General features: G+C 72.1%; 19 protein-coding genes, 1 pseudogene and 2 riboswitches. Of the genes and pseudogenes, 6 read left to right on the forward strand and 14 right to left on the reverse strand.

All coding sequences use genetic code 11. The features are described from left to right. Positions 1–15: 15 nt before the first annotated feature. On the reverse strand, positions 16–531 hold the full coding sequence (locus IE316_RS28495; protein ID WP_190207391.1) for a hypothetical protein: 516 nt from the start codon (positions 529–531) through the stop codon (positions 16–18). 305 nt (positions 532–836) lie between these two features. Between IE316_RS28495 and IE316_RS28500 the strand changes: the two genes are divergently transcribed. Continuing rightward, positions 837–4574, forward strand: coding sequence for a chondroitinase-B domain-containing protein (locus IE316_RS28500; RefSeq protein WP_229910588.1), 3738 nt, complete (start codon positions 837–839; stop codon positions 4572–4574). A gap of 43 nt (positions 4575–4617) precedes the next feature. Here the strand turns inward: IE316_RS28500 and IE316_RS28505 are convergent, their stop codons facing one another. From IE316_RS28505 to IE316_RS28550, 10 genes are all read right to left on the reverse strand, one after another. Continuing rightward, a complete protein-coding gene (locus tag IE316_RS28505) occupies positions 4618–5448 on the reverse strand; it encodes an FHA domain-containing protein (RefSeq protein WP_190207393.1) in 831 nt (276 codons plus the stop codon). A 153-nt stretch (positions 5449–5601) separates the two neighbouring features. Continuing rightward, positions 5602–7518, reverse strand: coding sequence for a serine/threonine-protein kinase (locus IE316_RS28510; protein WP_190207394.1), 1917 nt, complete (start codon positions 7516–7518; stop codon positions 5602–5604). A 173-nt stretch (positions 7519–7691) separates the two neighbouring features. Further along, positions 7692–8477 (reverse strand): ABC transporter ATP-binding protein, encoded by a 786-nt coding sequence (locus IE316_RS28515; protein WP_190207395.1) that lies wholly within the window; start codon positions 8475–8477, stop codon positions 7692–7694. After that, the gene (locus IE316_RS28520; RefSeq protein ID WP_190207396.1) at positions 8474–9592 is read right to left on the reverse strand and encodes a FecCD family ABC transporter permease; all 1119 of its coding nucleotides are present in this window, start codon (positions 9590–9592) and stop codon (positions 8474–8476) included. The genes IE316_RS28515 and IE316_RS28520 overlap by 4 nt, the downstream gene beginning before the upstream one ends. Then, complete coding sequence (locus tag IE316_RS28525) at positions 9589–10605, reverse strand: ABC transporter substrate-binding protein (RefSeq protein ID WP_190207426.1); 1017 nt, start codon at positions 10603–10605, stop codon at positions 9589–9591. The genes IE316_RS28520 and IE316_RS28525 overlap by 4 nt, the downstream gene beginning before the upstream one ends. A 57-nt stretch (positions 10606–10662) precedes the next feature. After that, positions 10663–10784, reverse strand: a riboswitch (cobalamin riboswitch). Positions 10785–10929: 145 nt separating this feature from the next. After that, positions 10930–11679, reverse strand: coding sequence for a class I SAM-dependent methyltransferase (locus tag IE316_RS28530; RefSeq protein ID WP_190207397.1), 750 nt, complete (start codon positions 11677–11679; stop codon positions 10930–10932). Continuing rightward, positions 11676–12917 (reverse strand): MFS transporter, encoded by a 1242-nt coding sequence (locus IE316_RS28535; protein WP_190207398.1) that lies wholly within the window; start codon positions 12915–12917, stop codon positions 11676–11678. Before IE316_RS28535 ends, IE316_RS28530 begins: the two co-directional genes overlap by 4 nt. Beyond that, entirely contained in the window at positions 12910–14151 is a 1242-nt protein-coding gene (locus IE316_RS28540; RefSeq protein WP_190207399.1) for an ATP-grasp domain-containing protein, read from the reverse strand. The genes IE316_RS28535 and IE316_RS28540 overlap by 8 nt, the downstream gene beginning before the upstream one ends. Further along, complete coding sequence (locus IE316_RS28545) at positions 14148–15170, reverse strand: cysteine synthase family protein (protein ID WP_190207400.1); 1023 nt, start codon at positions 15168–15170, stop codon at positions 14148–14150. Before IE316_RS28545 ends, IE316_RS28540 begins: the two co-directional genes overlap by 4 nt. Beyond that, positions 15167–16234 (reverse strand): GHMP family kinase ATP-binding protein, encoded by a 1068-nt coding sequence (locus IE316_RS28550; RefSeq protein ID WP_229910589.1) that lies wholly within the window; start codon positions 16232–16234, stop codon positions 15167–15169. The genes IE316_RS28545 and IE316_RS28550 overlap by 4 nt, the downstream gene beginning before the upstream one ends. Before the next feature lie 136 nt (positions 16235–16370). Next, positions 16371–16601, reverse strand: a riboswitch (cobalamin riboswitch). 209 nt (positions 16602–16810) lie between these two features. Between IE316_RS28550 and IE316_RS28555 the strand changes: the two genes are divergently transcribed. Next, positions 16811–17797 (forward strand): ferric reductase-like transmembrane domain-containing protein, encoded by a 987-nt coding sequence (locus IE316_RS28555; RefSeq protein ID WP_190207401.1) that lies wholly within the window; start codon positions 16811–16813, stop codon positions 17795–17797. 222 nt (positions 17798–18019) lie between these two features. After that, the gene (locus IE316_RS28560; RefSeq protein ID WP_190207430.1) at positions 18020–18160 is read left to right on the forward strand and encodes a hypothetical protein; all 141 of its coding nucleotides are present in this window, start codon (positions 18020–18022) and stop codon (positions 18158–18160) included. A gap of 195 nt (positions 18161–18355) precedes the next feature. On the opposite strand, the gene IE316_RS28565 is transcribed toward IE316_RS28560, so the two are convergent. Together IE316_RS28565 and IE316_RS35680 are read right to left on the reverse strand one after the other, a co-directional pair. Then, entirely contained in the window at positions 18356–18535 is a 180-nt protein-coding gene (locus IE316_RS28565) for a hypothetical protein (protein ID WP_190207402.1), read from the reverse strand. Between the two features lie 24 nt (positions 18536–18559). Beyond that, a pseudogene (locus IE316_RS35680) lies at positions 18560–18836 on the reverse strand (ATP-binding protein). Positions 18837–18987: 151 nt separating this feature from the next. Between IE316_RS35680 and IE316_RS28570 the strand changes: the two are divergent. Then, entirely contained in the window at positions 18988–20235 is a 1248-nt protein-coding gene (locus tag IE316_RS28570) for a helix-turn-helix domain-containing protein (protein ID WP_190207403.1), read from the forward strand. 33 nt (positions 20236–20268) lie between these two features. On the opposite strand, the gene IE316_RS28575 is transcribed toward IE316_RS28570, so the two are convergent. Further along, the gene (locus IE316_RS28575; protein ID WP_190207404.1) at positions 20269–21153 is read right to left on the reverse strand and encodes an alpha/beta fold hydrolase; all 885 of its coding nucleotides are present in this window, start codon (positions 21151–21153) and stop codon (positions 20269–20271) included. A gap of 94 nt (positions 21154–21247) precedes the next feature. On the opposite strand from IE316_RS28575, the gene IE316_RS28580 reads away from it, so the two are divergent. Then, the gene (locus IE316_RS28580; protein WP_229910590.1) at positions 21248–21730 is read left to right on the forward strand and encodes a MarR family winged helix-turn-helix transcriptional regulator; all 483 of its coding nucleotides are present in this window, start codon (positions 21248–21250) and stop codon (positions 21728–21730) included. Next, positions 21717–21860 carry a hypothetical protein gene (locus IE316_RS28585; RefSeq protein WP_190207406.1) on the forward strand — a complete coding sequence of 48 codons (144 nt, stop codon included), beginning with the start codon at positions 21717–21719 and terminating at the stop codon, positions 21858–21860. Before IE316_RS28580 ends, IE316_RS28585 begins: the two co-directional genes overlap by 14 nt. Positions 21861–21895: the final 35 nt, after the last annotated feature.

Genomic DNA, 21895 nt, shown 5'->3' on the forward strand with positions numbered 1-21895 from the left:
GAGCGAGTGGGCGGATCACGCGAAGTGGGAGGAGGCGTTGTTGTTCTTCAGGGCGGAGATCAGATCGGTGATGTTGCAGTCCCCGTACGGCCCGTTCTTCGCGAAGTACTGGGAGGTGCCGCCGTAGCCGGAGTTGTAGTACACGCGGTAGTTGTCGTCCCGGGCGCAGTTCTGCACGGAGGCCGCGTTGTTCTTCATGTACTGGCCGTTGCCGTTGCCGCCGTTGCCGAAGACGTACCGGTACGTCGACAGGGAGGAGCCCTGGTACTGGCTCGTGCCCCAGTGGTCGGAGACATTGCTGTAGAACATCGTGAACGCCGACTTGTAGTAGCCGTCCTGGACGGCGATGTCCTTGGAGTTGTAGAAGAGCCACAGGTCACCGTAGGAGCAGGTGATCCAGGGAACGTCGCAGTTGTCCATGACGGTGTACTCCGCGGCCTCCGCCGGACCGGCGGTCGCCAGCGCACCCACCAGCGCCGCGAACGACGTGGCACAGGCGGCGATCTTCCTCTTGAAGCGGGCAGTCCTCATCGCGTCTCCATCGATAGGTCATTGAGCGAGAAGGATCTTCACACCCTGATGGATGTCATGACCATGAAAGATGCATGATCGAGATCTACCCGACCGGCGCCCGGTCACCGAACCCGCCCATGCCGCGCTCACCCGGCGGCCCGTGACGCGGGAGGGGTCCCGTCACCCGTCTGTCACGGTACTGCCGCTGTGGAGCGCCACCGTGTGGTGCGCCGCCGTGCGGTTACCGACCACAACCGTCCGGCCCCGGGCCGGCCGTCCCGGCCGCCCGGGGCTGTCAATCGAAGCGAGGCCCTATGAGAGGCATGGTGCACGCGCTGTTGGCGGGTGCGGCCGCCGTCGGAGTATCGGGTGTACTCCACCCGGTCGCGTCGGCCGCCGACCCCGCTCCGCTGGAGGTCAAGGGCGTCACGGCGAGCGCCGATGACGGCAATGTCCCCGCCAACACCCTCGACAACAACCTCAGCACCCGCTGGTCCGCCGAGGGCGACGGGGTGTCGATCCGCTACGACCTGGGCTCGGTGCGGACCGTCGGGTCGGTGTCGCTCGCCTGGCACCAGGGGGACAGGAGGAAGAGCACCTTCGACGTCCAGACGTCCGCGGACGGCTCGTCGTGGACCACGGTCGTCAACCGGAAGGCCAGCAGTGGCACCACACTGCAGCAGCAGAGCCACGACTTCGCCGACACCTCGGCCCGCTATGTGCGGATCGTCGGCCACGGCAACACGTCCAACGACTGGACCAGCATCACCGAGACGGACATCTACGGCGCCGACGGCGGCGGCGGAGACGGCGGTGGCGGCTCCTGCGCGTACCCGGCCGATGTACTGGACCTGACGAACTGGTACATCGGGCTGCCGGTGGGCGAGGAGGAGTCCCCCACCAACGTCTACCAGCCGGAACTCGCCACGTACGCGAACGACCCGTGGTTCGTCACGTCCGACGACTGCTCGGCCGTCCGGTTCCGGGCCCCGGTCAACGGGGTCACCACCAGCGGCTCCAGCAACCCCCGCTCGGAACTGCGGGAGATGACGAACTCAGGGAAGACCAAGGCAAGTTGGTCGTCCACGTCCGGCACACACACGATGGTGATCGACCAGGCCATCACGGACGTCCCCCAGGAGCGGCCGTATGTCGTCGCCGGGCAGATCCACGACGCGGAGGACGACGTCACCGTCTTCCGGCTGGAGGGCAGCAAGCTCTACATCACCGACGGCGACACGACGCACCACCACCTGGTGACGGACGACTACGAGCTGGGGACGAGGTTCCAGGCCAAGTTCGAGGTCAGCGACGGCAAAACCAAGGTCTACTACAACGGCCGGTTGCAGACCACGCTGTCGAAGGACTACTCGGGCGCCTACTTCAAGGCCGGCGCCTACACCCAGGCCAACTGCGGCAACTCGGACCCGTGCAGCGACGACAACTACGGCCAGGTGAAGATCTACGACCTGGACGTCACCCATGGCGACGGCGGCAGCGACGGCGGGGGCGACGACGGGGGCGACGGGGACGGGACCGAGGCCGCCGAGCGGTACGGCTGGGGCACACCGCTGCCCGTCTCCGACGAGTTCGACTACACCGGCGCGGTCGACCCCGCCAAGTGGGCCGTGCCCACCGGCGATGTCGGCGGCACCGAGGGATGCTGGGAAGGACACGCGGGCAACGGCCGCCGGTGCGCGAAGAACAGCACCGTCGCCGACGGCATGCTCACCATGCGCGGCGAGGCCAACGGCGACACGGGGTGGCTCAGGCAGGAGCGCGATGCCCAGTACGGCCGGTGGGAGATCCGATCGCGCTCCCGCAACACCGGCTCGGACGGCGGGCTCTACCACGTACTGCACCTGATCTGGCCCTCCGCCGGCAACCGGCTCGAGAACGGGGAGTACGACTGGGTCGAGACCTCCGACCCCGCCGCGCAGTGCCTCACCGCCTTCCTGCACTATCCGAAGAGCCCGACGGACGACAAGGAGCGCAACGACCTCTGCCCGCTGGACATGACCCAGTGGCACAACTTCGCCTTCGAGTGGACCCCGGACGCGCTGGTCGGTTACGTGGACGGCGTCGAGTGGTTCCGGGAGTCGGGCGGCGCGAACGCCGACCGGGGCGACATCCAGACGATGCCGTCGGGGCACCTGAACATCCAGCTCGACAACTTCACCGGAAGCAGCGGGCTGCGCCCGGCCGTGCTCGAGGTCGACTGGGTCCGGACGTACGACATCGAGCCGTCGGGCGAGGACCCGACCGACCCCGGCGGGGACTCGCCGGCCGAGGTCGTGGGCGTCACGGCCAGCCCCGACGACGGCAACGTCCCCGCCAACACGCTGGACAACGATCTCACCACCCGCTGGTCGTCCGAGGGCGACGGGGCGTGGATCCGCTACGACCTGGGCTCGGTGCGGACCGTCGGGTCGGTATCGCTCGCCTGGCACCAGGGGGACACCAGGAAGAACACGTTCGACGTCCAGTTGTCCGAGGACGGCTCGTCGTGGAAGACCGTCCTGGCCCGGACGGTCAGCAGCGGCAGCACACGCGCCCAGCAGGAGTACGACTTCACCGACGCCCCGGCCCGCTACGTGCGGATCGTCGGCCACGGCAACACGTCCAACGACTGGACGAGCATCACCGAGACGGACATCTACGGAGCCGACGGCGGCGGCGGAGATGACGGCGGCGGAGACGGCGGAGAGCCGGACCCCGTCCGCACGGTCCCGGTCGCGGACTCCGGTGCGCTCCAGGCCGCCTTCGCGGACGCGCGGGCCGGGGACCGCATCGTGCTCGCGGACGGCACGTACACGATCGGCAAGATGACGGGCAAGAACGCAACGGCCGCCGCGCCCATCACCGTCGTCGCGAAGAACCGCGGCAAGGCGGTGATCGACGACGGGCAGTTGGAGGTGGCGAACTCCTCCTACGTCACCTTCGAAGGGCTCAAGTTCACCAACAGCAGCACCCTGAAGGTCACCAGCTCGAACAACGTACGGCTGACCCGCAACCACTTCCGGCTGACCGAGGAGTCCTCGCTGAAGTGGGTGATCGTGCAGGGCGCGGGCAGCCACCACAACCGGATCGACCACAACCTGTTCGAGGAGAAGCACCAGCTCGGGAACTTCATCACCATCGACGGATCCGATACCCAGCAGTCGCAGTACGACCGCATCGACCACAACCGCTTCAGCGACATCGGTCCGCGCGCGGACAACGAGATGGAGGCCGTCCGGGTCGGCTGGAGCGGGATCTCCCGGTCGAGCGGATTCACCGTCGTCGAGTCGAACCTGTTCGAGAACTGCGACGGCGACCCGGAGATCGTCTCCGTGAAGAGCAACGACAACATCGTCCGCTACAACACCTTCCGCGCCTCCCAGGGAGTCCTGTCCCAGCGGCACGGGAACCGCGGCGAGTTCTACGGCAACTTCTTCCTCGGCCAGGGCAAGGCGGGAACCGGCGGCATCCGCGTCTACGGCCAGGACCACAAGATCTACAACAACTACTTCGAGGGTCTGACCGGCAGCGGGTACGACGCCGCGCTGCAGATCGACGGCGGTGACGTGGACACCTCCGGCGCGCTGAGCGCACACTGGCGCGTCTACCGGGCGACCGTCGTGAACAACACCTTCGTGAACAACGTGTCGAACATCGAGATCGGCGCCAACTACAGCCTCCCGCCGGTCGACTCGGTCATCGCCGACAACGTGGTCACCGGCAGCCGGGGCAAGCTGATCAACGAGGTCAGGAAGCCGCAGAACATGACCTACGCCGGGAACATCGCGTGGCCGACCGGATCGGCGACCCTCGGCGTGTCCCTGCCCGCCGGCTCCGTCAGGGCGGTCGACCCGCTGCTCGCCTCCGACGGAACGCTGTACCGGATCGGCTCGGGAAGCCCGGCCATCGACACCGGCACCGGAGGCCACGCCTTCGTGACCGACGACATGGACGGCCAGGCCCGCACCGGAGGCGTCGACGTCGGCGCCGACGAGCGGTCGTCCTCCGCGGTCACCCGGGCCCCGCTCACCACGGCGGACGTCGGGCCCGGCGCCGCGTAGGACGGACGGGAGGACCGGTGGCGGGGGCTGCCTCCGCCACCGGTCACCCCGTCGGCGCTCCGCCCGGGCCGCTCGGGCCGCCGGGGCCGCCGGGGGCGCCGAAGGCGTCGGGGGCGTCGTCCATCAGCTCCAGGTCCGGCGGCACGAGCGTCGTCGACTCGACCAGGCCCTTGAGCAGGTTGTGCAGCAGGCTGTTGTCGGACGGACGCCCCTCGGACCGGTCGTGCATCAGGGCGTACTTGAAGCCGGTGCCGTGCAGCCGGCGGCGTACCGCCTCGATCCGGTACTCGATCCTGCGCTCGTTCCAGTTGCCGTCCGGACGCAGATGGACGAGCTGCCGGGCGGCCATCGCGTACGTCAGGGGCCGCGGATCCTCCTCGTACAGCAGGTACCGCTGGCCGAGGACGACGAGGAGCAGCCGTTCGTCGTCGTCCAGGGCCCAGGTGCGCGGCCGCAGGGTGTCGGCCCGGCGGCGGGAGACCGGCCCCTGGTCGTCGTGGTCGGCCACGTACAGCTCGACCAGGTGCTCGCGGTACCCGGAACCCGTGACGAACAGGGGGGTGTACCCGGTGGTGAGCGGTACGGGCTCGGTGGTGGTGTGCATCCACCGGCCGCGCGGCAGCCGCACGAGCTGACGCCCGGTGTTCCGCAGCCACCAGCGGCCCTGGCGGAACGTCAGCTCCCCGTGCCGGCGGCTCACCCGGAGATCGTCGACACCGACCTCCAGGTCCACGTCGGGACGCTCGCCCCGCCCGAAGCGGACGGTCCGTCCCGGGCTGGGCGGCACGCGGAGGTCACCGGTGACCGTGCGTGCGTGCAGGGTTCCGGGCGCGGTGGGTCCGACACCGCGGGCGAGGCTGCTGGAGAAGGGCATCGCTGGTCTCCTCGGTGCGCGCGGGGCGGGGGACGCCTGCGGATCGGGTGGGGCGGGACTCCGGGCGGCCGGGTCCGGGTCCGGGTCCGGCCCCATGGGCCCGCCAGCATGCGCCGGCCCGCTCGGGACCCCTCCCGGGGACGCGGGACGCATTCAGACGGCGGGCAGTTTCGCGGCCGCGGCGGCGGCGAGGTCGGTGGCCATGGCGCAGAGTTCGGCGACGGGCCGCAGGCCGCCGACGTACAGGCGCAGCATCTCCGCGGCGGTCTCGGCGTCGTGGCCGCTGTACTCGCGGTAGAGGACGAAGACCGTGCAGGTCCGGTCGTCGTTGCCCTCCGGCACCACGACGGCGTCCCGGCCGCCCAGCCGGACGGGGTCGCCGTCACGTGCGGACTTGGGCTGGTCGCGGAAGAAGGAGATCCCCGCCTCCAGGTCGTCGACATCGCTGAACCACTCGCAGCTCCAGTTCGCCACGCCCACCTGGGGAGTGCCGGCGCTGATGCCCGGCACCGCGGCGGACAGCGCCTTGGCGCCGAGCAGCGCGCAGGCGTCCGCCCAGGCCAGGGAGTCGGCCGGGTAGCCGGGCCGGCGGCGCGGCAGCGGGCCCCGGTTCAGCGCGTCGGCGGCGCTGCGGGCGGCGGCGTCGGCGACCGTGCACAGCGTGGCCGCGCCGCCGGCCACCGTACCCTCGCCGACGTCGACGCGGATCCGGACGACGTCGCCCGTCTCGCCCCGGTCCCCGTGGGACAGCAGGAGCCCGCACTCGTCCTCGGCCGGCGGCTCCTCCCGGACGGCGATCTCCCCGATGGTCCGGGAGGGGAGCGAGACCTCCGGGGGCGAGCCGTCGCGCAGTTGGAACGACACATCGATGCGGTTGCGGTCATCGGTCTGGACGAGCACGTCGCAGCGGTCGAAGTTGCCGTAGTCCACGTCCACGTGGCTCTCGCCGAAACGGTCGAACGCCGCGGTGTCGGCCAGGGCGCACACGTCGGCCGTGCGCGGATCGCCGATCAGGGACCGCGCCGCGCCCGGTGCGGAGTCACCGGGAAGCTGCCGCTGGGCGGAGCCGCGGCCGGCCCCTTTCACGGTGTCGTCGCCCGGACCGGCCCGGTCGGCGGAGAAGGTCGACAGCGTGACCGCCACCGCGACCGCCAGCGCGGCGCTCACCGCGAGCGCCGCGGTGAGTAACCACCGGCGGCGGGGGCGCCGGTCCTCGTGCTCGGCCACGGCCGCCAGCAGCCGCCGCGCCTCGGCCGCGTCCGGGCGTCCCCCCGGATCGCGCCGCAGCATGGCCGAGAGCACGGGGTGCAGAGGGCCCACGGCCTTGGCGTCGATCTCCACGATCCCCTGCTCCGCCTTCCAGCACGCCAGACGGGCACCGTCCCCGCCACCGGCCCGGTCGGCACCGGGGCCGTCGGTCCCGCCGCCCGCGTCTCCGCGCGGTGGCGCGCCGGTGACCAGCGCGTGGAGCGTGGCGGCCAGGCAGAACACATCGGAGGCGGGCAGCGGGACGTTCCCCCGGGCCAGTTCGGGAGCGGCGTAGTCGGGAGTGAAACTGTAGGGGCGGTTGGCCGTGATGGTCTCGACGCCACCGACGCGGTACGCGGCACCGAAGTCCAGCAGCTTGGCCGTGCCGTACCGGGTGAGGCCGATGTTGGCGGGCTTGACGTCGCAGTGGACGACCCCCGCCTCGTGCAGCGCCGCCAGCGCGGTGGCGAGCTGGGCGCCGATGCGGGCCGCCTGCCGCGGCGGCAGCGGCGGCTCGCGATCCAGGCCGCCGGGCACGTGTTCCATGACGAACCAGTACCTCGTGGCGGCGTCCCCCTCCGCCGCCTCGGGCACCACGTCGAACAGGGTCACGACGTGGGGATGGTCGCGGAACTTGGCCAGCGCCCGCGCCTCGCCCAGCAGCCGCAGCGCGGTCTCCCGGTCCCCCTCGATCCGCTCGGGTTTCAGCGCGACATCCTGCCCCACCACGGTGTCGTGGGCGAGCCACACCTCACCGCCCTGCCCCGTGCCGATGACCTCTTTCACGACGTAACGGCCGGCCAGTTCGTCTCCGGGACGCACCGTCATCCTCCCCATCGCGCGGTCCGGAAAGCACGCGGCCGTCCTGCCCGCGCACGGGACGAATCTACTGCGTGAGGGAGGCGTCACACACGGTCTCCACAGAGCCTGCATGCCTGTGCGCTCGCGGATGCGCGATCGGCGAGGGCCGCACCGGAACGAACGCGATCGGGCCGTCAGATACGCGGCTCCCCAGGAAAGAACGTCACCTGCGGCGCCCCCGTGCGCGGATGGACGGTGACGTCCGCGGCGACCCCGTAGACCTCGGCCAGCAGACGCGGGGTGAGGACCTCGGCGGGTGGGCCGGAGGCGGTGATCTCGCCGTCGTGCAGGACGTAGAGGCGGTCGCAGTAGTAGGCGGCGAGGTTGAGGTCGTGCAGGGCGAGGAGCACGGTGGCGGGCAGGCGGCGCAGGGCGTCGAGGACGGACAGTTGGTGGCGGATGTCGAGGTGGTTGGTGGGTTCGTCGAGGACGAGGAGGGTGGGCCGCTGGGCGAGGGCGCGGGCGATGAGGACGCGCTGGCGTTCGCCGCCGGAGAGCCGGTCGAAAGGGTGGTCGGCCAGGTGGACGGCGTCGACCGCGAGCAGCGCGGAGTCGATGATCTCGGCGTCCTCGGGGGTGTCGCCGGCGAGGAGGCGCTTGTGCGGGGTGCGGCCCATGGCGACGACCTCGCGGACGGCGAGATCGAAGTCGGCGGCCGGGTCCTGGACCACCGCCGCCACGGTACGGGCCAGTCGCCGCACCGGCAGTGACCAGGCGTCGCCGCCGTCGACGCGGACCTGGCCGGCGGCGGGGCGCAGCACGCGGTAGACGGTGCGCAGCAGGCTGGACTTGCCGCTGCCGTTGGGCCCGACCAGCCCGATGGTCTCGCCGGGGCGGGCGGTCAGGGAGACATCGCGCACCAGGTGCCGGGCCCCGGCGGTGAGCGTGACGCCGGCGATGGTCAGTTCGGTGGCGGTCATGCCACCCCTCCCTCCGTGCCGCGCCTGGCGTCCCGGCGCATCAGCCACAGGAAGAACGGGCCGCCGCACAGGGCCGTGAGCACGCCGACGGGTATCTCCGTCGGGGCGGCGACCGTGCGTGCGGCGATGTCGGCCCAGACCAGGAAGACCGCTCCGCCGAGGGCCGCCGTCGGCAGGACCCGGCGGTGGTCGCCGCCGACGAACAGGCGCACGATGTGGGGCATCATCAGGCCGACGAAGCCGATCGGTCCGGCCGCCGCCACCAGCACGCCCGTGACCAGGGAGAGCAGCACGAACAGCCGGGCACGGAACCGGGCCACGTCCAGCCCCATGGTGGTCGCCGCCTCCTCGCCGGCCAGCAGCAGGTTCAGATTGCGGGCCTGCGCCATGAGGGCGCCGGCGCCGAGCAGCAGGGCCGTGGCCGGCAGCCACACCGTGCCCCAGTCGGTCCCGCCCAGCCCGCCGAGGGTCCAGGCGAGCACCGCGCGGGCCTCGTTGCCCCGGTCGGTGGTGAGCAGCAGCAGATCGAGGAGCGCGGTGAGCACCGCCGCGATCGCCACCCCGGACAGCACCAGCCGGGACGAGGTGATGCGGCCGCCGGTGCGGGCGGTGGCGTACACGAGCAGGAGCGCGCCCAGGGCGCCCGCGAAGGCGGCCGCCGGCAGGGAGAGGGGACCGAAGAGGGTGACCCCGAAGACGATCACCGACACCGCGCCGAGCGACGCGCCCGAGGAGACGCCCAGCAGGTACGGCTCCGCGAGCGGGTTCCGCACCAGGGCCTGCAGCGCGGTCCCGATCACCGCCAGGCCCGCGCCGGTGACCGCGCCCAGCAGCACCCGCGGCGCCCGCACGTCCACCACGATGGTCTCCCGGGCCCTGGACCAGTCCGGCTCCCGCCAGTCGGCGCCCAGGGCGTGCGTGACGATGCCCCACACCTGGGCCGGAGGCACCCGTACGGAACCGATCGCGAGGCCCGCCGTCGCGGAGACGGCGAGCAGTGCGGTGAGCACCAGCAGGGTGACGGCGAGCCGGGTACGGCCCGTGCCCGGGGCGGTGGTCCTCCGCCGTCGTGCCGTCGTCCGTTCGGCGGGCGCACCGGTCGTGGCCTGGGTCACCGGAAGCTCCCCGGGTGCAGTCCGCGGGCCAGGTCCTCGACCGCGTAGGCCGAGCGGATGCCGACCAGGGTGGCGGTCAGCGGCAGCACGACGAACCGCTTGTTACGGACGGCTGGTACGTCGGCCAGCGCGGGCCGGGAGAGCAGGAACTCCTTCTTCTGCTCGACGCTCCCGGCACCGGCGTAGTCGTAGAGGGCGATGACGTCCGGCTCGCGCTCGACGACCTGTTCCCAGGAGACGTCACCGAAGACGTCGTCGAGGTCGGCGAAGACGTTCTCGCCGCCGGCCAGCCGGATCAGCTCGGTGCCCAGGCTCCTGCCGCCCGCGGTGAAGGCGCTCTTGTCGCCGCTGTCGTACACGAAGACGGACACCGCGGGCTCGCCCGCGACGGCGGTGGCGGCCCTGCCGACGCGGCCCTTGAGGTCCGCGACCAGCCGGTCGGCCCGGTCCCGGACGCCGAAGATCTGGCCGATGGTGCGGATCTCGTCGTACGTGTCCTTCATCGTCACCCGCTTCTCGCCGCAGTACTCGCGGTTGAGGTAGGTGTCGATGCCGGCGTCGGCGAACGCCTCGCGGGAGCGGCCCTCCTTCGCGTCGAAGGCGCTGCCGTAGCCGCCGTAGACGAGGTCGGGTTCGGCGTCCAGGACGGTCTCGAACGACGGTTCCCGGTCCGCGAGTCGCGGTACGGACGCGTAGTCCTCCTTCAGTTCGGGCAGGACGGCGGAGTCGGGGAAGGCCGTTCCGATCAGGCGGTCCTTCAGGCCGAGGGCGAGCATCAGCTCGGCCGGATGCTGGTGGATGGTGACCACCCGGGACGGCGGCCGGTGGTACGTCGTGCGCACACCGCAGTTGTCGATGGTGACCGGGAAGCCGGCGGGCACGGCCGCGGTGGCCCTGGCGTGCCCGCCGCTTCCGGCGGACGCGCCGCAGCCGGCCGTCAGCAGCAGCGAGACGAGCGACACGGCGGCGGCCGTGGCGCGGAGTGATCCGCGCGTGCGGGCAGGGGTGAGCATCTGGGACACGTGAAGCCTCCTGGAGTCCGCGCTCCGTGGGACGGGCCCGCGACGGACCAGTGTCCTGACTCCCGGATCGACGCTTCCTCCGCCTTCCCGCGCGGTGCGCAGTGGCCTGCTCGGAGGGGCGCTCCCCGGTCACAGTGGCGGGACCGTGCCGGATTCGCACCGGCTTCCTGTCTCCCGTCGCGGCGATGACCAGGTGATCCTACGGCGCCCGGGCCGACGGCAAAAGGCCATGGCGGCCAGGGTGACCCGGCCGCACACCCCGACCGCGGGCCGCGCCCCGATCCGGCCGCACGCCCCGCGCCCCCCGCGCCGCCCTCACCCCCCGCGCACCGCGCGCAGGACCAGCCGCTCGGCGTTCTCGTCGTAGGGGCGGCCGTCGAAGCCGCCGAAGATCTCCACCTGGCCGAAACCCGCCTCCTCGGCCATCCGGCGCAGCTCCACCGCGCTGTACACGAACCACGTCAAGGTGGCCCGCGTCACCCGCTCGCCCCGGACCAGCACCCACTCGCTGCGCAGCCGCGCCCACGCGTCCAGCACGGTGTCGGTCTGCACCAGCAGGTCCTCGCCGCGGCGCACCACTTTGGGCGGGGTGACCCGGCCGGCCAGCAGCTCCTTCCCGGCGAGGTCCAGGACCAGGGTCCCGCCGGGCGCCAGGCAGGTGTGCATGGTGCGCAGCACGCGCGCGTTGTCGGCGGGGTCCTCGAAGTACCCGAAGGAGGTGAACATGTTGAGGACGACGTCGAAGGCGCCCGGTGCCCGGTACTCGCGCGCGTCGGCCCGTACGTACGTCACCTCCGCGCCGGTGTCGGCCGACCGCTTGCGGGCCCGGTCCAGCATGGCCGGGCTCAGGTCGACCCCGGTCACCCGGTGGCCGCGGCGGGCCAGCGGCACGGTGAACACCCCCGGCCCGCAGCACAGGTCCAGTACGCGCGATCCGCCGGGGAGGGCCAGCAGGGGAGAGGTGTCGAGCAGTTCCTCGGCCTGCCGGTAGCGCTGCTCGGAGAAGAGGAAGTCATGGAACTCGGTCCAGAAGTCGTCGTCCTGGAAACCACCGGTACGGGTCATCGCGCGAGGGCTCCTTCGTGGTCGCCGTCGGAGGCGGGGCGCCGCGCCGTGCGGTGGCGCAGCGTGAGCAGCAGCGGGGGCAGCAGCAGGCACTGGGCGGCGGCCAGCAGCCAGAACCAGCCGGTGTGGCCGGCCCGTTCGCCGAGGCCGTACACCTGCCCGCCCAGCACCCCGCTCGCGCAGGCGCCCAGGCCCGCGGCCAGCCGCTGCTGACCGAAGACCACGGCGTCGGAGCGGGGGCTGCGGCGCAGCGCCTCCAGGTCGTTCTTGAGGAACAGCACGATGTCCCCGAGGGTGATCAGCGCCCCGCCCGCCAGCAGTGCCGCCCGGCTGCCGGCCGCCAGCACGGCCAGGCCCGCCGCCAGGCCCGTGAAGCCGGCCGCGAGGGCGAGGGCGTACGGCATCCGCCGGATCAGGCCGGACGCGAGCGGCTGTACGACGATGACCAGCGTGAAGCAGAGCAGCAGCACCACGCTGTAGAACGCGCCGGAGGCCCGCTCCACGGCGTACACCGCCAGGAAGTGCTGGAAGTGGAAGTAGAGGTAGAAGGCGAGCGCGTTGGCGGCGAACGGCAGGAGCGCCACGCCGGCCAGCAGCCCCGAGGGGGCCGTCCGCTCCGGCGTGGCGGGGTGTTCCCCGTCGCCGGTTCCGGGCAGCCGCGCGTGTCCCGCGGTGAGCGCGAGGAACAGCGCCGTGACGGCCGCGAACAGCCAGCCCGGCGAGGACAGGACGAACGGCCCGGCGATCAGCGGGCCCACGGCCATCCCGGCGTTGAGCGCCGCGTTGCCCGCCGACAGGAACGCCGGGCGGCGCTCGTCGTCGACGCCGTGCACCAGGTACGCCTTGTTCGCGGGCAGGTACAGCGCGGCACCGCAGCAGGTCAGGACCAGCGCCCAGACCGCCAGCGGCGGCCAGCGCAGGGCCGCCAGCAGCCCGGCGAAACCGGCGGTGCGCACGGCGAGCGCCCACAGCATCGTGCGGCGCAGCCCGATCCGGTCCGCGAGGGCCCCGCCGACCACACCGCCGGAGAACTGCACGAGCGAGGCCACGGCCAGGACGACACCGACCATGCCGAGCCCCATGCCGAGCCGTTCGTGCAGGAACACCGACATGAACGGCAGGACCATGAAGCTGCCCAGCGGGATGAGGAACGAGCTGAGCAGGAGGAACCGCAGCGGGCCGGTGAGCGGGAACAGCGAGGTCCGCAGGCCCGGCCCCCGGGCGGCGCGCTCACCCACCGGGCGCCTCCCGGCCGGCCGGTTCGGTACGCACGCGCAGGGCGCCGGCCGCGGCCACCGCGCGGTGGGTGGCGAGTTCGGCGGTCTCCGCCTCGGCGTAGACGATGCCCGCGTATCCACGGCTGTCGCCCAGGTGCTCGATGAACTCGCCGGTCCGCTTGACCGGGTACCAGGCGGGCCGTCCCGGCAGGCCGGCGAGCCGGTCCAGGCCGGTGACGCCGGTGAAGACGCCGGGGGCGGCCGGGTAGCCGAGGACGAAGGCGACGGCCGGGCCGCCGGGGAGGTCCGCGTCCATGAGGCCGGGGCGGCGGCCGAGCGCGGCCTCGACCATCGCCTCGTACACATTGACACCGAGCGCCCGGCACAGGCCCTCGCCGACCAGCGCGCCCCCGATGCGGGGGTTGACCTCGACCACTTCGGGGCCGTCGGTGGTCAGGACGAACTCCACGTGGGCGAACCGGTCGCTGTAGCCGATGGCGGCGAGCACCCGGTCCAGCCAGCGCTCCAGCGAGATCCGCTGCGGGGCCGGGAAGGCGACGGGGAAGGCGGTGATCTCCTCCCGGAAGTGCGGCTCCGGTGACATGAGCCGGCTGGAGACGCCCAGCAGCCTGGTTCGGCCCGCCCAGGTCAGCGTCTCGGCGCTGTAGACCGGGCCGCCGAAGTACGGCTCGGCGAACAGCCGTCCCTTCAGGTCCCGGCCGGACGCCTGCGCCAGCGCCGCGTCGAGTTCGGCCTCGTCCCGGACCAGCCATACGTTTTGGCTGCCGGTGCCCGCGGTGTCCTTGAGGACGAGCGGCAGCCCCGCCTCCTTGAGCAGCAGCCCGCGTGCCTCCCGGTCCCGGGCGGGGCCCTCGACGGCCCGGGCACGGGTGAGACCGGCCTCGTACAGCCGGTCGCGTACGGCGGCCTTGTCCCGGGTCAGCCGCAGCACGGCCGGATCGAGTCCGGGCAGCGCGAGGCGTTCCGCGAGGGCGGCGCCGGCCAGGGTCCAGGTGTCGGTGGAACTGATCAGGCCGCGCAGCCCCGGGGTACGCCGGAGCAGGGCCTCGACCCCGTCGACGTCGAAGGTGTCGGTCACGACGACGTCGAGGGCGCCGGTCGGCAGCCGGTCCAGTTCGTAGGCGTAGTAGCCGGGGTCCCGGGTGAGCAGCAGCAGGCGCTCGCCGAGCCGGTCGGCGGCGCGGACCAGATGGCCGAGGCCGAAGGTCAGCGACTCCAGGCAGGCCACGGTCATGCGGCGCTCTCCTTCCGGCCGGCCGGGCAGGGCGTGCGCTGCCACGCCATCCTCGACCAGGGCATGGTCATCTCCCGGGGAGCGCGGACCTCGACGGGCTTCAGCGCGGCCGGGTCCAGGGCCTCCGCGTGCCGGGCGAACACGCGCTCCACGTAACGGTGCCCGGTGTCGGCGCCGATCACCAGGTGCAGCCGGTCGGGGTGGCGGCGCGCCTCGTACGTCGCCGTCAGATAACCGGCGCCGGTGGACAGCCCGGCGAAGACGGCGTGCTCGCGCAGCAGGGCGACCGCGCCGGACATGGCGTGGGTGAAGTCGAGCCAGTGCACGGTGTCGTAGAGGTGGTGGCGGACGTTGTCGAAGACGATCGACGAGCCGATACCGGCGATGATCGCCTCGGGGTCGTGGTGGTCCTGGCTGCCGAAGGTGACGCTGCCGAAGGGCTGGACGCCGACCAGCCGTACGGCCGGGTCCCGGGTGCGCAGGCGTTCCACGATGCCGCCGGTGGACGCTCCGGAACCCACCCCGCCGACGACGGTCAGCGGCGTCGCCGGGAACTCCGCCGCGATCCGGTCGGCGACCTCCCGGTAACCGAGGTAGTGGATGTCGTCGTGGTACTGGCGCATCCAGTGGTGGCCGGGGCGCTCGGCGAGTATCTCGCGCACCCGCCGCACCCGCAGTTCCTGGTCGAGCTTGAGGTCGCGCGAGGGTCTGACCTGCTCCACCGTGGCGCCGAGGATCTCCAACTGGGCGAGGGTGGTGGCGTCGACGGTGGTGGAGGCGACGATGTGGCACCGCATGCGGTACCGGTGGCAGGCCAGGGCGAGGGCGTAGGCGTAGATGCCGCTGGAGCTGTCGATCAGGGTCTGTCCCGGACGGACCGTGCCCCGCTCCAGCAGATGGCGGACGGCGGCCAGGGCCGAGTAGATCTTCATCGACTCGAACCGCAGCAGGACCAGGCCGCCGGTGAGCCGGACCAGGTCCGGGGCCTTGAGGGCGTCGGCGATGTGGGGGTGGATCACCCGTAGCCTCCTTGGGCGAAGGTGCACTGGTGGCCGAGCGAGTGGAAGAACGCGGAGAGGTCGGCCTTGACGTGGGCACGCGGGCGTGCGGTGTAGAGGTAGCCGGCCAGGCAGCCGGTGTGGGCGACGAACACCCCGTCGGCGCCGAACCGTTGGCGGTGGGCGAGCAGGCTGCCGAAGGTCGCCTTGGGCAGCACCTCCTGGGAGAGCGCGGCGCTGACCGTCGCGGCCCGGGCGACGGCGGCGGCATCACCCGAGTCGAAGCCCTTCACCAGGTCGGTCAGGCAGCGCTGGTACTCGTCGCCGCGACGCCGGTAGTGGTCGAGGAGCAGGGGGGTGACGGCGGCGGTGTCCACCGTGCCGGGTTCGGTGACGAAGGCGGTGTGGAAGCCGATGTCCGTGCCCAGCCGCCGCACCACCCGGTGCCGGCCGCTGAGGTACAGGGCGAACTCGTCGAGGAAGACGCTGTCGGCGCGTTCGATGGCCGCCAGGACGCCGAGGACCACCTGGAGGTCGTACGGCAGGCGGAAGACCCGGAAAAGGCAGCGCAGCGTCGCCACGATGTCCGCCGTCGAACTGGCCATGCCCACGCCCACCGGCAGTTCGGAGTGGGTGTGCCAGTCGCCCGGGGGCAGGGTCAGGCCGTAGTGGTCCAGGAAGAGCCGGGCCGCCCGCCTCGCCTTCTCCCCGAGCGGCGGCGCGAGCGGTGCGGGTCCGACGGTCGCCCTCGGCGTGAAGTGCACCCAGGAGTGACGGTCCACCGGGAAGGACACCACCGCGATCTCCGGATCGGGGCCGGCGCGCAACGGGCCCTGGTACAGCTCGCCGAGGGTGCCGTGGCAGACGCCGGAGACGGTGGGACCGGACGGGGCCTGTTCTGGGGGGAGGGATACGTCCTGTTCCCGGGGGAGGGGTACGTCCTGTTCCCGGGGGAGGCACTCGTCCCGTTCCCGAGGGACGCCCTCGACCGGTCCGGGGGCCGTCTCTCCCGGCCCGGCGGACGACACATCGGCCCGGGACCGGACGGGCCGGCCCGTCCGGCCCGAAGCGGCGGGGTCGCGCACATCGTCCTCCTCCGGTACCGGGCCATGGAACACCGACAGGGAAGGAGGCGCGGCCATCCGTACGGCGACCATCCGCACGGCGGACGACCGCCCACACCGCCGACCCAGTCCACGAGGTCACGTGCACAGCCCGCGCGGAACGCGGGCACAGTGGCAGGTCTTCGGACTCGCGGGCACGTCCGCCGAACCGGCGGACACCTACCGGCCGTCTCTTCCCCGGCCCTGACACGGGCCCAGTGACATCGACGGCTTCCGTTCCCACTCACCGCTGCGGGACAGCCCCGGATTCGCACCGGGTTCCCTCTTGCGTCACACCGACCGGCGTCCGGGCGGACGGGAGGCGTGAACCGACTGCGAGCATCAGGGTAGGGCCACTCGGGTCCCTGCGACAGAGGGGCTTCAGCGGTTGTCCTGAAAAGGGAGGGACGGCGGAATCAGGGGTGTCCTCCGTACGGGTACCGTGACAGCTCTGGCCGGATAACGCCTCTGGGACCACTGCCGCATCAGCCACACTGGTGGTCCTCACGACCCACGCACACCCCCTTGCCGTGGTGGCCCGTGCCCGGGAGGCCCCTGATGACGTCAGACACGAGGCCCGGCGAAGACGGGGCCGCGGTCCCGTCCGGACGGCCCCGGACCCCCGGGGACCGGGTCGCGCTCCGCGGCGATCTGCGCTCCGCCCTGCCCGACGCCTCCGCGGCGGTGGTGGTCACGGCGCTCGTGTTCGCGCTGCTGTGGGCCCGCATGCAGTCGGGGACCTCGGACACCGTGGCGGTCATGCCGTTCATGGACGATGCCCGCACCTACTGGATGTATCTGCTGAGCCAGGCGTTCGGCTGGTCGGGGCTGCTGTGGGCCTGGGGCACGGTCATGCTCGGCCTGCTGCTGTCGGGGCCGCGCCCCGCCCGGCCGGCGGTCTCCCGGCAGGTGCTGGAGCGCTGGCACCGCACCACCAGCCTGACCACGATGGCGCTGATGTTCGCGCACGCGCTGATGTTCGCCGCGGAACTCGTGCGCTACGAGACCGGGCTGGACTGGGCCGAGCGGCTGTGGGCGGGCTTCGCCGACACCTTCGTCCCCGGCTGGTACGACTCCGGCACCGGCCGGACCGCCATCCCGATCGGGCAGGGCGCCCTCTACCTGGCGATCCCGCTGGGCCTGCTCTTCTACGTCCGCCACCGCATCGGCGCCACCACCTGGCGCCGGCTGCACCGCTTCGTCATCGTCGTCTACGTCCTCAGCGTCTGGCACACCCTGCTCTACGGCACCAACGTCTGGTACGGGGAGTGGCCGCGCACCGCCCTGTGGCTGCTGCAACTGCCCGTCGCCGCCCTGCTGTTGCTGCGCCTGCTGCGACCCGCCCGGCGCGTGGAACGACTGGGCCGTCCGAGCGGAGCGACCGGCGCGGCCCGTCCGGCCTGGTGGGCACGGGCGACCGGCCGCGTCGCCGCCGGGGCCGTCGTCGTCGGGGTGGTCGTCGTGGTGGTCTCCGGCCACGACGGCGGCCGCGACCGCCCGACCGACCCGCCCGCGACGGCTCCCCACGCCCAGGAGACGGACTGACGGGCGGGCCGTCCCCCTGCGCGAACAAAGTTCCGAAGAAGGAATGCGTGAAAGCCGCGTGAACGTCGTCTGGCCGGGCACAAGGGCTATCGCAACGAGGTCGTGGCAGCCGGAGCTGGCGGGACCTACCAACGAAGGACGTACTCAGGCCCTCGTGGAGCGGAAGCGCGCACGTGCCTGAGCCCGAAATGACGAATGGGTTGAGAAATGATCATTCTTGGGTTGATTCTGCTGATCATCGGCCTGCTCGTCGGCATGGGCCTGCTGACGACGATCGGTGGCATCCTCATTCTGGTCGGCGCCATCCTGTGGATCCTGGGCGCGACCGGTCGCGCGGTCGGTGGACGAAAGCATTTCTTCTAGAGCCGGACGTCTCACGGACCGGCCGGACAGGCGGTCGGGACCCATGGGCGGGGCCATGCGCCGCCCATGGCCCTGACCCAGTCCCCGTTCCGTCGCCGATGAGTGTGCCCCTGAGCCAGGCCCTGCCCGACGGTCGTCGAGCGCAGCGCCTGGCTTCGGTGTGAGGGGGCCGCTGCCGCCGGGTGGAAGTTGTCGTCAGACGCTCCGCTCCCGCAGCCTCTCTTCCCGGGTTTTGATCACCCGCAGCCGGTCCGGCCGCTGCGAGGTCCACCGGTCCGGCCCGTACTCCGGCCGCAGCACCCACGTGGCGCCGCCGCGCACGTCCGCCACGATCCCGCGTCGGCCGGTGTCCTCGTCATGGATCAGGTCGCCCACCCACGCGCCGCTCCTGCTCGCCGGTCATTGGTCTCCCTTCCCGTGCAGCTCCGCCCACACTTGCTTGCCCCACGGCAGCGGCGCGGTTCCCCAGTCCTCGGCCAGCTCTCCCACAAGCGCGAGACCGCGCCCGCCTTCGTCCTCAGGGTTCGGCTTCCGGCGCACTGGACGCGCCTTCGAGAAGTCCACGACGCCGATGCGCACGCGCGCCGGCCCTGGCCGCGCTCTCGGGCCGGCGGGGCAGGGTCTCGCTGTACCCGGGGTGCCCGGTCCGCCGGGCCCGCGCTGTAGGTCGCGGCATGTCGGTCTGCTCTCTCAGATCGGCCAAGCCCCGGGACCGGTCGCACGGTCGCCGGGGCGCTGTGCGTTCAGGTAACCGGGGGGCGTGATCGGGCGGAGGAGCCAACCAGGGGGCCGGGGAGGGGCCACACTGGTTACGGAAGGGGGCCGGCATGACGAGCACTGACAGGCGGCGCGAATTCGGCGCCTACCTCGCCGGCCTGCGGCGGCACTCGGGCCGCTCACAGCGGCAGTTCGCCGCCGCGCTGTGCGCCGTGTCCGGCGCGCAGTCGATCACGCGGAACGAGGTCTCCCGGTGGGAGCGCGGGGAGCGCATCCCGGACGTGTGGCTGCCCGCCTTCGCCCAGGTACTCGGGGTCCCGCTGCACGAGCTGGAGCAGGCCGCCGCGTACGCCCGGGGCGACGCTCAGGCCACCCTCCCCGGGGTCGCGGCGACCCTCGCGGACTTGCTGCCCGACGGGGAAGAGCTGAAGCCCCTGACGGCCCCTCGCGGCCGTCGGATCGGCGCCACCACGGTGGACGGATTGGCGGCCCGCGTGCACGGCCTCCGACTCGCGGACGACGTGCTGTCCGGCGGAGACCTGATCGCCCCCGCCTTCCGGGAGCTGCGCGCCGCCGTCCGGCTCTACCGCGAGTCCGAGCACTCCGATGAGACAGGGCGCGGACTGCTGGTGCAGATCGGAGAGTTGGGCCAGATCGCCGGGTGGATCGCCTCGGACGCCGGGCGCGGTGAGGACGCGGAGCGCGCCTACCGGCTGGGGATCTCCGCCGCCCGGCAGGCCGGTGACGCGGTGCTCGTGGCGCAGCTCGCCGGCAGTCTCGGCTACCACATGACGAACAGCGGCCGGGAGCGGGAGGGCCTGAAGCTGGCACAGGCCGCCGTGGCGGTAAGTGGACCGGACGCCCCGGCCGCGACGCGCGCCCTGTTCCTGGACCGTGTGGCGTGGGCCCACACGCGCGCAGGAGAGCCGCAACCGGCCATGCGGGCGCTCGGGGCGGCGCACGCCGCCCTGGACGCCACGGACGGTCCTCCGTCGCCCTCGTGGGCGTACTGGGTGAACCGCGAGGAGTTGGAGGTCATGGACGCCCGGGTGCTCACCGAGCTGCGCCGCCCGCTGCGCGCGGTACCGCTGCTCCAGGACGTGTTGGGACGCTACAACGCCACGCACGCCCGGGAAGTCGCGTTGTACCGCTCATGGCTCGCCGTGGCCCTGGCCGACGCGAACGAGCCCGAGCAGGCTGCCGAGGAAGCCCGCCGCGTCATCGAAGCCTCCGGGGACCTGTCCTCGGAGCGCACGGCGGAGCGGGCCCGGACGGTCCTGCACCGGCTGAAGGAGTACGAGGACGTGCCCGAGGCACGCGAAGTGCTGGCCGACCACGGGCACCTGTTGCTCGCCTGATCGCAGCGGTCGCCCTGCTGACCGGTCCGCCGGTCATTCCGGGCTGTCGATGTTCCGGTAGAAGGCGAGGAGGGCGTTCGCGAGCCGTTCAGGCGCTTCCATCGCCGCGTAGTGGCCGATGCCGTCGAGCGATACGGAACTCACGTCCTCGGTGACTTGGCGCAGTGTCGCCGACGTGAAGTCTCCCGACCCGCCGCCGATGGCGAGCACGGGCATGGTGAGCTGCCCGGAGGCCAGTTCTCGGATCTCCTCGCCTTCGCGGAGCATCGACCGGTAGAGGCCGGCCGCACCCTTGAACGCGTCGGGTCGCGTGTAGGAGCGGGTGAGTTCGTCGATGTCCTGGTCGGTGAACGCGCCGGGGGTAGCGCTGAGGGAGGGCAGGGCGTATTCGGAGAGGAAGGCGCGCTCCCGTCCGGCGAGGAGCATCTCCGGGACGCCGGGGGCGGCGAGGACGCCGATGTGCCAGGCACCGCCGTGGGTGACGTCCGCGAGCGTTTCCAGGCCGAACCCGGGCAGGCCGGTCTCGATCGCCGTATAGCTGCGCACCAGGTCGGGGTGTGCGGCCGCGACACGGAAGGTGGTGGGACCGCTGATGTCCTGGCCCGTCAGGTGAACGGGGCCGATGCCGAGGTGAGTGATCAGTTCGCTCAGATCTCGGGCCGCGGTCGCGCTGTCGTGCTCTCCGGTGGCGGTGGCGGAGTCGCCGAAGCCGCGCAGGTCGGGAGCGAACACGCGGTGGTCCGCGCTGAGCAGGGGGATCAGCTTGTGGAAGACCCACCAGGTCTCCGGGAAGCCGTGGACCAGCATGACGGGGGATCCGGTGGTTCCCGCCGAGACGTAGTGAAGCTCTGTGCCGTTGAGGCTGACGCGGTGGTGTTCTAGGGCCGGAAGGGTGGCGCCGGGGGTCGTGGGGGCCATTGGTTTCCTCCATCTGAATCGACAACCTGGTTGTCAGACTATGGGTAGACAACCAGGTTGTCGACCCCGACGGAATTCTCGTATGATGCGCCTCATGGCACGGTCATCAGGCGCTGAGCTGGCGCTGCTGCTGCTCGGCGGCTTCCAGTCGATGGTGGACGACGTAGTCGGCGAACTGGCGAGCCGCGGACACGAAGGCGTCCGCGCATCGCACGAGTTCGCCCTGCGCGCCATCGAGGAGGGAGCGGACACGGCCACGGAACTCGGCCGCCGGTTGTCGGTATCCAAGCAGGCCGCCGCCAAGACGATCGCCGCCCTCGAGCGACTCGGGTACGTCGAGCGGGAGACCGACCCGAGCGACGCACGCGTCAAGCGACTCCGCGTCACGGCCCGCGGCCACGACATGATGACTCTCGGTGCGACGCTCTTCACCGAGGTGCGTGACCGCTGGGCGGCGCAGATCGGAGCCGAGCAGCTCGATGCCCTCGAAGCGCACTTGGCCCAGCTCACCAAGAACCGGTCGGCGGGCACGGAGGGCCTGGCGCGACTCGGCGAGGATCTCGGTGAGGCGATCTGACCACGCGGGGCTGAAGGTCATCTTCAAGGTCCTGTGCCGGGTCGGCGTCAAGCTGGTCGAGTCCGCCCAGGAAGGCCGGCGCGCGATCACCGCCAGCGCCCGACCGTCGCCGATGGCGGCCATCTGGTGATTACCTGCCCGATTGGCTAGGTTGCCCTCTCCTCG

Origin of the sequence: Streptomyces fumanus, from assembly GCF_014655295.1 — a bacterium.
Taxonomy (GTDB): domain Bacteria; phylum Actinomycetota; class Actinomycetes; order Streptomycetales; family Streptomycetaceae; genus Streptomyces; species Streptomyces fumanus.

What these genes read in the sequence shown, in the direction of transcription:
- IE316_RS28495 (WP_190207391.1), bottom strand. Translation starts at nt 531, where the DNA reads ATGAGGACTGCCCGCTTCAAGAGGAAGATCGCCGCCTGTGCCACGTCG.
- IE316_RS28500 (WP_229910588.1), top strand. Translation starts at nt 837, where the DNA reads ATGGTGCACGCGCTGTTGGCGGGTGCGGCCGCCGTCGGAGTATCGGGT.
- IE316_RS28505 (WP_190207393.1), bottom strand. Translation starts at nt 5,448, where the DNA reads ATGCCCTTCTCCAGCAGCCTCGCCCGCGGTGTCGGACCCACCGCGCCC.
- IE316_RS28515 (WP_190207395.1), bottom strand. Translation starts at nt 8,477, where the DNA reads ATGACCGCCACCGAACTGACCATCGCCGGCGTCACGCTCACCGCCGGG.
- IE316_RS28525 (WP_190207426.1), bottom strand. Translation starts at nt 10,605, where the DNA reads ATGCTCACCCCTGCCCGCACGCGCGGATCACTCCGCGCCACGGCCGCC.
- IE316_RS28530 (WP_190207397.1), bottom strand. Translation starts at nt 11,679, where the DNA reads ATGACCCGTACCGGTGGTTTCCAGGACGACGACTTCTGGACCGAGTTC.
- IE316_RS28540 (WP_190207399.1), bottom strand. Translation starts at nt 14,151, where the DNA reads ATGACCGTGGCCTGCCTGGAGTCGCTGACCTTCGGCCTCGGCCATCTG.
- IE316_RS28555 (WP_190207401.1), top strand. Translation starts at nt 16,811, where the DNA reads ATGACGTCAGACACGAGGCCCGGCGAAGACGGGGCCGCGGTCCCGTCC.
- IE316_RS28570 (WP_190207403.1), top strand. Translation starts at nt 18,988, where the DNA reads ATGACGAGCACTGACAGGCGGCGCGAATTCGGCGCCTACCTCGCCGGC.
- IE316_RS28575 (WP_190207404.1), bottom strand. Translation starts at nt 21,153, where the DNA reads ATGGCCCCCACGACCCCCGGCGCCACCCTTCCGGCCCTAGAACACCAC.
- IE316_RS28580 (WP_229910590.1), top strand. Translation starts at nt 21,248, where the DNA reads ATGGCACGGTCATCAGGCGCTGAGCTGGCGCTGCTGCTGCTCGGCGGC.